The organism is Pseudoflavonifractor sp. MSJ-30, from assembly GCF_018918045.1.
Classification (GTDB): domain Bacteria; phylum Bacillota; class Clostridia; order Oscillospirales; family Oscillospiraceae; genus Faecousia.
Genome location: NZ_JAHLPU010000051.1, coordinates 136,230 through 149,212, shown reverse-complemented (window position 1 = coordinate 149,212; position 12,983 = coordinate 136,230). Strand labels below are relative to the sequence as shown.

The following is a 12,983-nucleotide window of genomic DNA, read 5'->3' as shown; positions in this document are numbered from 1 at the left end:
ATTTGAGCGCACAAAAGATGGAGACCGAGCTCATCTCTGAACTCGGTCTCCGATAATTTCTGAACCCGGTTTACGGATTCGATACGCCATATCCGAGAATTTCATAATAGCCAACCGGGTACTGATTGACGCGGCAGCTATCGCCGGAGTTGCCCTCGATGGTGTAGACGATGCCGTTTTCGACTTTCTGGACGATGCCAACATGATCAGCCTGACCGTCCTGTGGGCCGGAGCTGCCCTTGTTGTCCCAATCGAAGAAGATAATCATGCCGGGCGAGGGCTCCATGGCGTTATCCGCCCACTGCCCACGCTCCCGGAACCATTGGACACCGTTGACACAGCCGGCGAACTTGGGAATGACACAGGTGTCGATATAGCCGCATTCGTTCGCACACCAGCTGACGAAGCAGGCGCACCACTCCACGCGGCTGCCGAAGCCGTACCATGACCAATAGGGCTCTCCGCCCACATTGCCTACCTGCGACAGCGCCACGGCAACGATTTGGTCATCCACTCCATAGATTCCGTAAAGCACCGCCGCCCACATGCTGCTGTCCTGCGCAAGCAGTTCTGCAAGCTGCTGCTTTTGATCCTCATTGAAACCGTACTGCGCAGCCATCTCATCTGCTGTCTTATGGCTAACAGTGATATAGAGCGTCGTAATCGTCTCCTGCGTTTCTTCCTCAAGGATATTGCCGTTGCCGTCATCCGTCTCCACAATGACCGTCTCTGTCCTTGTTTCCGTCCGATGGGTGATCTCATTCATTTCCCAGAACAGGTCTTTCAGAAGCTGTTCCTTTTCCGGAGTAATCGTTGCTACCTCCTGGGGATTATCCGGATCGGAGGTCGTTTTGACAGCATAGATTGACAGCACCTCCGGCCACACGGCCCGAGAACCGGACATTTCAAGCGCATCGTATTCAACGGAATCCTTAATGGCATCCAGCTCGTTTTGGTAATCCATGTTGATTTCCTGAATGACCTGCCGCATCGTCTTTTCTGAGCCGGTATCCTCGCTTGAAAAGAAAATACCAAAGCAGGAGCAGGCGATCAAGGCAACAAGGCAGATAACCACGACGACCACGACCGCAACCCAGCCTCCGGCAGCGATGGCCGCAACCAGCGCTTTCATCGCCGCTGCTATGGCCTTGATTGCCGCAGCAACGGCTTTTGCCGCCGCAACAGCCGCTTTGTAGGCAGCTATGGCAGTCTGACGGGCAATCTCCGCCGCCTTCTGCGCGGCCTTTGCAGCCGCTGCCGCTGCCTTTTGCGTTGCCTTCGCTGTTGCCTCTGCGGTTTTGATAGCAGCCTTGGAGGTTTTCTCCGCAGTCTTTACGGCCTTCTGCGTTGACTTTACCGTTCCCTTTGCACCGGCTTTTACGGTCTGTTTCCCAGTAGAGCGAGCAGACTGCTTGATGGTGCGTTCGGTACGCTCCGCAGATTTGATGGCCTGGTTTCGTCTGCTCCGGATGCTTGTCCGTGTGGCCTCCGTATTTTGCCGCGCTGCCTGCCGTGCAGCCGCCTCTCGCGGCGTTCTGCTTGGCGCGCCCCTACGCAGCTCCTCCTCATAGCGGCGAACCCGTTCTTCATTTTTGCGGATGCGCTTTTCATTGCGGTGCTCCCGGTGTGCCTCCTTGCCTTTTTCAATGGCTTTTTTCGTTTGGCCGGAAACCTCGTGCCAAACCTGATCGGTCACATCCTCAGCGGCATAGCGGATTTTGTCCTCCGCATATTCGGAGGGGGAAATCTGCCCATCGTCCATCAGGTTTTCCGCCTGATCCTTGGAGCGGACGAGCGCCGTCTTCATGCGCTCGGAGACAACCGCCGCTTTATCAAGAATCTTGATATCCTTAACGCTCTCTCTTGTTTTTATCCTGCCCAAAGCCATCGCCTCCCTTCAGAGCAGACAAGTCACACCTTCTTCGCTACGACAACGAAGCGACCGTTGGGATAGGTATATTCGCAGGTGGAAAGGGTCAAAAGCTGATCTCCGTATTCGGCAGTAACCCCGGTGTCATAGATCTGTCTTGCGCGGATATTCTCCATGAACTCGGCAAACTGCGCCTCGTCCATCAGCGTGTATTCGTTGTACTTGAAGGTTTCGCGGTTCGTATTGAATTTGAAGACAGCAACGACCTCATATTTGCCGAGGCCGGAAAGCGTGTCAAAGGCAATCGTCGGATGCTCCTTGTAAAAATCGGCGTCGGTGTATTTGCAGAGGTCGGCAAACATCGAGCCGTCATTCATGTGATGGCCGTAAATCACAAGGTTGTTACTAATCCCGGTCATACAGGCCTCATCAATATAGGGAACGCCGTAGTCGCTGTACGATTTATCAAAGCTGCGCTTCAGATAGAAGTCCGGCTTGTTCGGGGTTTGCATGACGGGGTAATTGACATTTGTACCCTCAATCTTGATCCAACCGATAAAGTCGTTGTTCTGCTCAAACAGAGCATCATACTTTTCGTGGGCAAGTGCTGCCTCTGCCGGCGCCAAATCTTCTGCGTTCAGGCCGGATTCCTCCGCTTCGGTGGCCTTCTGCGGCTCGTCGATTTCCGTAATCAGATTTGTCAGATCGTCAAATGCCGCCTTGCTGTTCTTGGCATCCAGATACTGATGCGTAAACATGGCGCTGCAAAAGATCACTGCCGCGCCGAGTACGGAAACGATGATGATTCCAAGGGTTTTCTTTTTCATTTTGTATTCCTCCCAAAAGAATGGAGGACGGGGTTAATCCCGTCCTCTTGCAAATTTGCCCTCACCGGGGCGTGTAGTCATAAGCTGATAGAGTTTGGTGTTCTGCGGGAACCGATTGATAAAGGGTACCAGCGCAGAGCCGTATTTGATCAGTCCGCAGCCGGCGTCGGCATTGGTGATATAGCTCATCTGCTCATTGGAGATGTTCAGAAGCTTGGCAAGCTGGCCTCTGTCGGAGGCAGCCTGATTCAGCATGACCACAAATTCCGAGTTGGAAAGCATTGTGCTGGCCTGAACAGAATCCAGCAGATACTCTACATTCTGCGTGATTGCCGTGGGGTATGCGTTGCGCTTACGGAACTGTCGCCATGCGGAGTTGAAGAACTGCGCCGAGAACTCGTTCTCGAACACCACATGGAACTCGTCAATAAAGACATGGGTGCGCTTGCCCTTCTTCCAGTTCAGCGTCACGCGGTTGAGCATGGTGTCCGTAATCACCAGCAGGCCGGTGGGCTTGAGCTGGGAACCGAGACCGTGAATGTCGAACACCACGACACGCTTGTCGAGATCCACATTGGACTGCTTGCCGAAGATGTCCAGAGAACCGGTGGTATAGAGCTCAAGGGACAGCGCGATCTGCTTCGCTTCGGGCTCAGGCTGCTCCAGCAGCATATCGCGGAGGGTGCAGAGGGTAGGGATCGTCCCGGTGTCCGCCGCATTGCGGTACACATTGGTGATGCAGCGGTCGATGATAGACTTGTGCTGCGGGCCGACGCCCTTCTTGTCGATCTGCTCGATGAGGGACATGATGAACTCGGACTTTACGACAATGGGGTTGTTTTCACCGTACCCGTCCACCATATACATGGCGTTCAATCTGTCTCTGCCGCCGGCAGACACACGGATCACCGAGCCGAGATCGCCCATAGCTTCAATAAGCGGCGCGTATTCTCCCTCGGGGTCACAGATTAGAATATCATCGTTAGTGTTCAGAATGAGGAAGGTAATCAGCTCCTTTGCCGAGAACGACTTACCGGAGCCGGGGACACCGAGCAGGAATGCGGACTGGTTCAGGAGATTTGCCTTATTGCACATGATGAGATTGTGGGAAATGGCATTTTCGCCGAAGTAAATACCGCCCTTATCCATGATCTCCTGCACCTTAAAGGGCATCAGTACCGCTAGGCTCTCCGTGGTGAGGGTTCGGAAGGCATTGATTTTTCGCGTACCGATGGGGAGCACCGTATTCAGTCCATCCGTCTGCTGATATTTCAGCGTCGCCATCTGGCACATGTGCTTTCTCGCCGTAGACAGCACCGTTTCCGTATCCTGATCCAGCTGCTCCTTGGTGTCTGCGGTGATCACCATTGTGACCACCGCAAACATCATGCGCTGGTCACGGGTGGTCAGGTCGTCCAAAAACTCCTTGGATTCCTTGCGCTGAAGCTCCATGTCGTAGGGAACCACAGCGGAGAAGTTGTTATTCTGATTCTGCCTTCTCTGCCAGCCGGTGATGTTCGTTTCCACGCCCAGCAAGAGGCGCTCCACCTCACGGACGGCTTCATCGGTAGGGATGGGGATCACATCAATGGAGAGCATGAGATTGCGGTTTAGCTCGGTCAGCTCCGAGAACATGCTGTCCTTGATATAGCTGGCGTAGTCCTTGAGGAAAAGCACTCTGGCATATTTCTCGCCCAGCTTGATATGATCCGCAGCACGCTCTATGCTGTCCGGGCAGATGTAGTCACGGAAATCATGCCCCAGACGCGCCTTCCGGTTCATATCAAACGAGAATGCCGCCTCATCACCGGGGCGATAAAAGTCGTGGAGAATGCGCAGCCGCTCAACGGCGTTCAGGGGCACACACTTAGAGCCCAGATTTGCGAAATGGGCGGTCAAATCCGCTCCGATTCTCACAAAATATGCCCGTGCTTCCTCGATGTCCTTCTTGGCCACGGTGATGGTAATATACTTTTCCTGTGTAATGCCGTTTGCTCCGGTCGCCTTGTCCAGGAGCATATCGTTATATTCTTTGCGGTACTCATCCAGCCCGTCCTGCTTCATGGGCATCAGGATGGATTCCTCAAAATCCGACCTGTTCAGTCTGTGGTTATTGATGGTGATCTTCGTGGTAGCTCCGCTGTCCAAGCTGTTCAGAAGCTCCGAGTATGTCAGAAACATGCTCTCTTTGTCCTCGCGGCTCGCCACCAGATAGTTGATGTCCGAGAATCGGAAGGACTTAGAGAACTTATTCCCAACCTTGAAAATGCCATCCGGCCAGATGTTCTTGATCGGAATAAGGTCCTGCACTTTTCTCGGAACCTTAAACTTTTCCTTGTCCTGTGCAAGGATCGCTTTGATACTCTTAATCATTGCGCTTGTAGGCCTCCTTTTCGTGTTCATCGATTGCGTCCTTCAACGCCTCGTAGTAGATATTCACCGGCTCGAATTTGATCTGCTTGGGCTCCAGCATTTCGCTGCGGAGCCAAGCCCACACAAATTGCTCTGCGGTCATGCCGTTGTAGTTCACAAAGCCCATTGCCGCAAAGGGAGCAGCACCGAGGATGCACATCCACGAAACCGTTTCTGTTCCCACATGGGGCTTCAAGACGAAATACAAAAGCACCGCAACGCCAACAGCCAGTAAAGAAAAAACAAACTGTCTGAGCGACAGTCCGAAAAACATGGACTCGGTATAGTTCCGAATCTCTCTATTGATTTTGACCTCCATTTTCATTCCTTTCCCGGCGCAGAGCCTCTTGAAGCTCCCCCTTGCAGACGCATTCCTCTGCAAGGCAATTTACTTCGCCTTTCTTTCTGCCGCCGTAATAGAGACAATATTTGCAATCGCAATCAGCCACGGTATATCCGCGCCATTGATTCAGTACACGCTTTGACATACTTAGATACCCATCATCTCCTTCACAAGCCGGTCTGCCATTTTCACCGCGCCGACCAGAATGAGCATGTTGAAAATCAGCTCGCCGATGTAGCTCCACACCATAGAAGCCGGAGCTGCATTCGGATCAACAACAGGCGGGCTGGACGCAAACACGGAGAAGATGATGCAGGCCAGAACAATGATCGCTCCCTCCAGGCATACCGACGCATAGCTTTTCAGGAAGCTCTTGCCGATGTTCTGCGTAGGTTCTCCGGCAAAGGCCGAAAGAGGAACCGGCGCAAGTGCGGTGTACATATACATTTTGAAAAAGCGACCATATACACTCAGAATCATCACGAAGGACAGCACCCAAATGAACAGGCCACCGATAAGCGTTACCGCCCACAAGGGTATAGACTCAAAGAATCCGCAATCCTCCACCGCCGTGATGATCTCCTGCGGCAGCACCGTTGCCTGCGGGCTTCCAAAGCCGGCAGAATTCATGATCGTACTGACCACGCCTTGAATAATCTCCAAAATCGCCATCATCAGCTCCATGCCGTAGGTAATCAGGCCTTTAGCAATCGCAAAACGGACGAACAACTTCACCGCGTGCTCCGGCTTTTTCAGCTCTGCAAAGGAGCCGCAGGTTTTCACAACTCCCACCACGAAAAACAGCACTAGCAGCGCATAGCCGATGGCTTGCAGCGCTCCATGGATACTGCAAACGATTGACCAGATATCGCCGCCCTTGAATGTCTCCGGTGACTGCGTGATCAGTTGCCAAATTTCCGACAGCTTATCGTTCCAGACTTCCAACGCATTTTCGAGGTTCTGCACAACCCAGTTATCCGACATTCGTTACACCTCCCTTCGGGGCGGTCTTTGCGACTGCCCCTTTTGCGGAAACCGGATCAGCCAACAATGAGGTTGAGGATTTCCTTGGCAAAGGTGATGATGACGCCGCCGGCCAAAGTCAGGAAACCGTTGGAACGCTGGCTCGGATCGTGGGACTGGAAGCTGAGACCGACCTGCACAATGCCCCAGCCAAGCAGAATCAGGCCGACCGCACGGATGAGGCCGAAGATAAAGTCGCTGAGGTTGTTGACGACGGTAATGGGGTCGCCTGCGGCAAAGGCGGTCACGCCCATGCTCATGGTAAGCGTAATGGCAAGAACAGCCGCGGCATAAATGCGGTAGCCCTTCTTGACCTTGCCGGGGATCTCCGGCTTGTTGGTTTTCTTCTTTACATCAAGCTTCTTCATTGTCTTTTTTCTCCTTTTCATCAAGTAGTTCTTCCAGCTCCTCTTCCGAGTAGAGCAAGAATTCGTGTTTTTCCGCTTCCATCTTTTCAGCGTTCTTGACATCCTTCTTGTCGAAGCTGAACGCCATGGAAGCGATACTTCGGGTATCCTCGCCGTGGGTATAGGCCGGTGCGGAACCGTCTGTCGTAAGCGCCACATTGGGATGATGAAGGATGTCATACTTGAGATCCCGGATGGGGCGCTCTCCGCGTATAAAAAGAAGTGCGTACCGGATGTCCAGCATACGCACTTCGTCAGGTGTCATCAGCTCTCGCCCGGCAATCTGATAATTGGTGGAATAGCTTCCGTTTCTGCCGCGAGACCGTCCGTATGTATTCGTATCGATGGTCTCCTTGCCCAGCAGCTTGGAAACATACTCATGGGTACTCTGCTCGTTGCCGCCCAGGTACAGAAACTCATCGCAGTTACCCACAATGCTTTCCCACTGCTTTTCAAACAGGGCTTTGAGCTGTGCAAGGTTCTGAATGATGATGGAAACGGAAATCTCACGGCTTCGCATGGTGGACAGCAGCTTATCAAACTCATCCGGCAGGGCGACATTGGCGAACTCGTCCATGACAAAATGCACATGGACCGGAAGCCTGCCGCCGTGAACGGAGTCGGCCTGATAGTAGAGCTGCTGAAACAGCTGGGTATAAAGCATACCCACGATGAAATTGAAGGAGCTGTCATTATCGGGAATCACGGCGAATACCGCCGTTTTCTTTTCACCGATTTGCCCCAAATCCATTTCATCGCATTGGGTAATGCCGGCCAGCGAATCCAGATTGAACTTTTCCAAACGGGAGACAAGGGAAATCTGGATGGATTTCAGCGTCTTAGCGCTGCCGGAGTGATACGCCCGATAATACTTGAGGGCGATATGCTCCGGGTTCCTTTCCTCCAATCTTTCAAACAGCTCATCGAGAACGGATTGGTATTCCTCGTTGTCCTCCTTCACATCGCCGGCTCGGATCATCTCCATGACCATAGAGAAGTTCTGCTCATCGGGTGGAGCCTCATAATGAAGATAGCAGACAAGGGCCTTGAGCAGCATGGCTGCCGTCTGATCCCAGAACGGGTCCTGTGTCTGCGAACCTTTGGGCGTTGTGTTCTTAAAGAGGTTTGTGGTAAGCCGCTGAATATCATCATCGCTGCTGATATACACGAACGGGTTGTAGCAATGGCTTTTCTCCATATCAATAAGATCAAGGACTTTTATTTCATAGCCCTTCTCCTCCAGCAGATGGCCGGTATCCCGGAGAAGCTCACCCTTGGGGTCAAGCACAACGAAAGAAGTATTCGCATTCATAATGTTGGGCTTGGCGTAGAAGCGTGTTTTACCTGCACCGGAACCGCCGCATACAAGTACATTCAGGTTTCTGCGGTGCTTTCTTCCGTCCAGGCCGATGGCGACATTTTGCGTCAGCAGCTTGTTTTCCGTCTTATCCTTGTTGGCATATTTCTTGTTGACCGAACCAGCCGTGCCCCACTTGGCCGATCCGTGCTCTTCTCGCCGTCTGTAATTGTGCTCCGTGGAAAGATGGACGCCGATGGCGATCCCGTACACCAAAAGCAAAGTGAGGACAGTTTTTACACTGTCCTTACAAATCTGTATTTTGAATGGGTTTTGCATCACCGATCCGAACTGCTGAACCAGTCCGGGCAATCCATCCTTTAAGCAGGGAGCAATCAACAGGCCGAGCCACACAACCGGAATTATGCCGCAAAGATAAAGGATCACATTCTGCTTGGAGAGCTTATCTTGCCTCACGGTCGGCTCTCCGTTTCTCTTTCTTTGTTGGGGCATCAATGACCTTCAGGATCAAATCGTTAATGTCTTCTGTGGGCTTTTCGTCCCGGAGAAGATCGTTCCGAAAATCCATCAGTCCGCTGACCATCAGACGCTGCTCAAAATCGTCCAGCGTGACGACTTTCTTTTCCTCAGCCATATTGGGGTACCTCCTTATCTTGCTTCATCCCTGCGTTCCTTGGGCTTCATGCTCTTGTCCAGCACCTTCACCATGTCGGACGAGATCTCATTGGCCACATCTCTGATCTTGGACAGCTCGTTTCTCACACTGCGGGCATCCATCGTAGAGAATCCTTCGGGAAGTCTGTCAAAGCGGAACATATCCTTTGGCACATTGTACCGGCTGCAGAGCACATATGACACGCAGTAGGCGGTAAAGGCATGATCACTGCGCTTATACGCACCGCTATCCAGATGCGCGTGAGCAAGCTCCTGAGAAATGCCGCGGAAAATGTCACCGGCCTCCAGCCCAGGTCTAACATAGATTTTCTTGTCGTCGGGACGATATACCGCGTTGATGTTCTCCGGCAGCTTTTGGCTGATCTCGATGGGGCAAGGTGCATTGTGGATGATGGCTTTCAGAAGCAGCCGCTCGTCCCGCTTCATTGCGGGGCGGTCCTTGGTCTTTGCGGTCGTCTGAGAAATATCGAACACCTTTTTGGAATTGTAGCTGACACCCACGGTGCCGTCCTCCTTGGTGTATTCCTCGCCGGGCTCCAGCAATACGATCCCGCTTTCGCCCTTTTTGATGAATACGCCGTTGTTCTTCCAACCCTTAAAATCCGAAAGCTGGGTGGCATCGGCTTTCTGGGCGGTAATCAGAACCGCATTGCCCACAGAGTAGCGGTCAAAACGCGCCTGCACATCCAGATAGGATTGGAAGAGGCTGCCGTCATTTGCCATGTGCTGTGCAGTCTCATCAATCATGGCAAAAGCGCTCTCGCGCTCCTGCTTCTTCTGTGCAGCCCACTCCTCCTTGTTGAAGGAAACGAAGCTCTTATCCTCCGTACCCTTCTGCGCGGAGGCATTGAAAATATCATCATAGTTTGCCATGGTCATCTCTCCTTGTCTTTTTTCTTTTTCGGCACAGGCCTGTGCTCAGAGGTTCTGTTGGGTTCATCCTTGCTTTTCTGCGCGGAGCTCGTCCTCTGTCTCTGCTCCTCCCGGATCTCCTTCATTTCCTGCCGGACAGATGGGCGGGAGCGTTCCGTAGGATCAGAGATACCCCTGACGGTTTTCTCGCGCTGATTTGATGTAGGCTCGGACGGACGGGATTTCGCAGCCGGGCCTTGCGTGGGGTTTTGCATTTGCGCCTCCTCCTTATTGGGCGCAGGGGCAAGAAGCGCATCCAGGAAGGCTTCCTCCTTGTCCTTTTCCGTTGTGCTGCGGTCGGGGACTGGAATGCCCGCGTTCTTCTGTTCCTCCTGTGCCGTGACGATTTCGGTACGCGCCGAGCCGATGTCTGCGGTGGCAATGCCGAAGCGGTCAAAGATGCGGTTGATTTTGCTGGCATCCTCTGCACGGACAAACACATCGGTGTGTCCGTCGTTTGCTGTCTTGTCCTTCAAAACGCAATACAGGATGCCGTATTTCTTTGCCTCACGGCAGAACTTCTCCAAATCTCTGTCTCCAATGGCAAAAACCTTGAGCTCCTTTCCACTGCGGAGCATACTGTTGAGCCGGGTTTTACCCCGTGTCTTTTTCTGATCCTTCAGCACCGCGTAAAGCAGAACTGCCAAACGTTCAGCCGCCTTACCGCTGATTTTTGCAGCCACCTCAACGCCGTTCAGAGACATCCTCACGACCTGCTCGGCTGCTTCTCCTGACGAGTAACTCATTTTCTGCTTTCTCCTTTCTCTCAATTTTCTGCTGCTCGATTTGCTCAAGATTCTTCCGGATCTGCACCGACCGATCAGCGATGTCGGTACACAGCGCAATTTCCTTCCGGCAGGTTTTCAGCTCTGCGGTCAGCTCCGCGATCCGGGCTCTGGTTGCCTCGACACTTTGAGAATCCTCTTTTCTCATGTGCCGCTTCAGTTCATTCTTCAGTCCCGTGCGCTGCCGGGTCAGAGCTTCCACCTGCTTTTCCTTTTCAGCTTTATAGCCGTCAAGAGCTTCCACAGTTTCGATTCCTGTTTTGGCAAGGAAATCCGCCTGAGCAATGTATCTGTCAAGCTTCGTCACATCCTCACGCAAAAAAGCCGACACCTTTTTTACAGATGCCGGCTTGTGCTCGATGATATGAAGCTCATAACAGTAATATAGGTACAGGGCGTGAAGGCCGGAGGCCTTCTTTGCTTTCTCCTTGTATTGGTAATAGGGCGCTTTTGTATCCTCTGCAACCTCGGGGAACAGCGTCTTGCGGCGGTAGTTGTTCTGAATCCGCTGCTTGATGGAATCCAGCTCGTAGTATTCACCCAGCTTATCCAAGCGGAAGTTCTTCCCGCCGTCCACGATTCTTACAATGGGGTGGACTCGCGGCGAGCCCTTCGGTGTTTTGGTAATCACCTCATAGCCCATTTCCTTCATCATGCGCAGGAACTCACGCTCCGTAGTCGAGGCGAGGATCGCCCTGTCAATATCCTCGCGTATCCTGCTGCGCATGGTGGGTTTGCCGTTCTTCTCGGCAAGCCATTCTCCGTAATTGGCTCTGCGGTCGGCAGGATACTCTATCACGGAAATTTTCGCTTCCCGGCACAGCCGATCGGAGACCTCCCGCATCCGTCTGTAATCCGCCGGCGAATTGTAGAATTTCTTTCCGTCCACATCGGAAACGGAGTTTATCACAAAGTGGTTGTGATAATGCCCGGTGTTGCAATGGGTGGCGATTACGACTTGAAAACGGTCGCCCCATAGCTCCTGAACCAAGGCAACCCCGATGCTATGCGCCGTGGCTGCGTCAACCTCGTCCGCCTTAAAGGACTGATAACCGTGATAGCAGGATCTTCCGCCCTCATTATGCATCAGCCGCTTTGTCTCCATGAACTCCTGCGCCGCCGTTTCTTCGCTGTGGAGATTGAGGCAGGTGACATAGGCTCTTTCCTCGGTTTTCATTTCGTCGGCGGCATATTCCACCACGCCCTCGATTTCATGAAGCTCCGAGAGCCTTTCCTTGTCATGGGTTTTCTCCGGATTGCGGGCGTAATTGATGACCTTATCCACCCGTCCTTTAATGGGCCAGATTGATGTAACCGCCATTACTGATATTCGGAGGTGTACGCATCAGACACCATTTTTGTGGCGGCTCGGATGCCCTCCAAATCCTTTCTGAACTGAGGCATATCCGGAACATTGGTGGAATTGAATCTCTTCAAGGTCTGATCCAGATTGTACCCTGCCTGTCGCATGGCCCGAAGCAGCATGGGAATATCCGCAGGCGGTGCTTCCCTAATTTCCTTGTCGGCAACGCTGTGGCGAATAAAGCCGCCGATGGACATACCGGCTTTCTTTGCCTTTTTGGAGAGCATGGACAGCTCATCCTTTGTGAAGCAGACCTCCACTCTGCAATTTCTTTTTCTCAAAAAATCTCATCCTTTCTACTGGGGTTTCAGGGGCATTGCCCCAGACAAGCGGAATCTGTACGGACAGATTCGTTGCTTGTTAAGACAATGCCACCAATCCCACGATTCAAATTACCTCGACACTTCTAAGGTACGAAATGCCCTTTGCAGAGAACTGGAACGAAACACTTACGCAGGTATTCAGAGGAATGTCTGCCAAACCCAAGTAGTTCTTTTCGCTCCACGCTGATGTCATGATCTTTCTTCCGTCATCGAAATCAAGATATGCCAACAGGTTTTTGTTCCTATCCCAGCGTTTACAGGCGATCGTTGCTGCAAAAGTACCCTCGAAATCGGGGAACTGATATTCACGACCGTCAAAGCCGGACTCCACGAACTCCCGCCATGATAATGCGCGCTTTTTGTTTTCCATATCGTTTTCACCTCCATTCCAAAGTGGCTCCGTTTTGGAGCCACCGATTGTTTGCGTAAGAAAAAAATGGCTCCAAATTGGAGCCATCAAAAGGTCTCAAGAAAATTCAGTATATCAGTTTCGGATTCTTCTGTTTCAGGATTACGGGCAGCCGGCTCAGGAGGAATAAACATGGCCTTCTTCAATTCTTCCGAAACGACTTTTCTGATCATCTTTTCCAAATTGGAAAGCTCGCTCGAAGTATTGATTGCGCTGATAACCTCTTTGCCGACAAGTCCATTTCTTTTTTCATGGATGATCTCCCAAGCTTTTCGCTCGGCATCCACATCCATGTTGAAACGCACACTGATTCTCT

14 protein-coding genes are annotated in these 12,983 nt (G+C 52.3%); all 14 read right to left on the bottom strand.

What is annotated here, in order from left to right; all coding sequences use genetic code 11:
• Positions 1–70 precede the first annotated feature (70 nt).
• The 14 genes from KQI10_RS08250 to KQI10_RS08185 all read right to left on the bottom strand — a co-directional run bounded on the left by KQI10_RS08250 (position 71) and on the right by KQI10_RS08185 (position 12,972).
• The gene (locus tag KQI10_RS08250) at positions 71–1,882 is read right to left on the bottom strand and encodes a CHAP domain-containing protein (RefSeq protein ID WP_253285215.1); all 1,812 of its coding nucleotides are present in this window, start codon (positions 1,880–1,882) and stop codon (positions 71–73) included.
• A gap of 29 nt (positions 1,883–1,911) precedes the next feature.
• Positions 1,912–2,697, bottom strand: coding sequence for a class B sortase (locus KQI10_RS08245; protein WP_216566923.1), 786 nt, complete (start codon positions 2,695–2,697; stop codon positions 1,912–1,914).
• 33 nt (positions 2,698–2,730) lie between these two features.
• Positions 2,731–5,070, bottom strand: a complete 2,340-nt coding sequence (locus tag KQI10_RS08240) for a VirB4-like conjugal transfer ATPase, CD1110 family (RefSeq protein ID WP_216566922.1) — start codon at positions 5,068–5,070, stop codon at positions 2,731–2,733.
• Positions 5,063–5,428 carry a PrgI family protein gene (locus tag KQI10_RS08235; protein WP_216566921.1) on the bottom strand — a complete coding sequence of 122 codons (366 nt, stop codon included), beginning with the start codon at positions 5,426–5,428 and terminating at the stop codon, positions 5,063–5,065. Before KQI10_RS08235 ends, KQI10_RS08240 begins: the two co-directional genes overlap by 8 nt.
• Positions 5,429–5,599: 171 nt before the next feature.
• Entirely contained in the window at positions 5,600–6,436 is an 837-nt protein-coding gene (locus KQI10_RS08230) for a hypothetical protein (RefSeq protein WP_216566920.1), read from the bottom strand.
• Positions 6,437–6,492: 56 nt separating this feature from the next.
• A complete protein-coding gene (locus KQI10_RS08225; RefSeq protein ID WP_216566919.1) occupies positions 6,493–6,843 on the bottom strand; it encodes a glutamyl-tRNA amidotransferase in 351 nt (116 codons plus the stop codon).
• The gene (locus KQI10_RS08220) at positions 6,830–8,656 is read right to left on the bottom strand and encodes a VirD4-like conjugal transfer protein, CD1115 family (protein WP_371818390.1); all 1,827 of its coding nucleotides are present in this window, start codon (positions 8,654–8,656) and stop codon (positions 6,830–6,832) included. Before KQI10_RS08220 ends, KQI10_RS08225 begins: the two co-directional genes overlap by 14 nt.
• Positions 8,643–8,834 (bottom strand): hypothetical protein, encoded by a 192-nt coding sequence (locus tag KQI10_RS08215; protein WP_134106819.1) that lies wholly within the window; start codon positions 8,832–8,834, stop codon positions 8,643–8,645. Before KQI10_RS08215 ends, KQI10_RS08220 begins: the two co-directional genes overlap by 14 nt.
• A gap of 14 nt (positions 8,835–8,848) precedes the next feature.
• The gene (locus KQI10_RS08210; RefSeq protein WP_216566917.1) at positions 8,849–9,748 is read right to left on the bottom strand and encodes a hypothetical protein; all 900 of its coding nucleotides are present in this window, start codon (positions 9,746–9,748) and stop codon (positions 8,849–8,851) included.
• A 2-nt stretch (positions 9,749–9,750) separates the two neighbouring features.
• On the bottom strand, positions 9,751–10,533 hold the full coding sequence (locus KQI10_RS08205) for a PcfB family protein (RefSeq protein ID WP_216566916.1): 783 nt from the start codon (positions 10,531–10,533) through the stop codon (positions 9,751–9,753).
• Entirely contained in the window at positions 10,472–11,893 is a 1,422-nt protein-coding gene (locus KQI10_RS08200) for a relaxase/mobilization nuclease domain-containing protein (protein WP_216566915.1), read from the bottom strand. The genes KQI10_RS08205 and KQI10_RS08200 overlap by 62 nt, the downstream gene beginning before the upstream one ends.
• A complete protein-coding gene (locus tag KQI10_RS08195; RefSeq protein ID WP_216566914.1) occupies positions 11,893–12,216 on the bottom strand; it encodes a hypothetical protein in 324 nt (107 codons plus the stop codon). The genes KQI10_RS08200 and KQI10_RS08195 overlap by 1 nt, the downstream gene beginning before the upstream one ends.
• A gap of 106 nt (positions 12,217–12,322) precedes the next feature.
• Positions 12,323–12,628 (bottom strand): hypothetical protein, encoded by a 306-nt coding sequence (locus KQI10_RS08190; protein ID WP_216566912.1) that lies wholly within the window; start codon positions 12,626–12,628, stop codon positions 12,323–12,325.
• An 86-nt stretch (positions 12,629–12,714) separates the two neighbouring features.
• Complete coding sequence (locus tag KQI10_RS08185) at positions 12,715–12,972, bottom strand: hypothetical protein (RefSeq protein ID WP_216566911.1); 258 nt, start codon at positions 12,970–12,972, stop codon at positions 12,715–12,717.
• Positions 12,973–12,983: the final 11 nt, after the last annotated feature.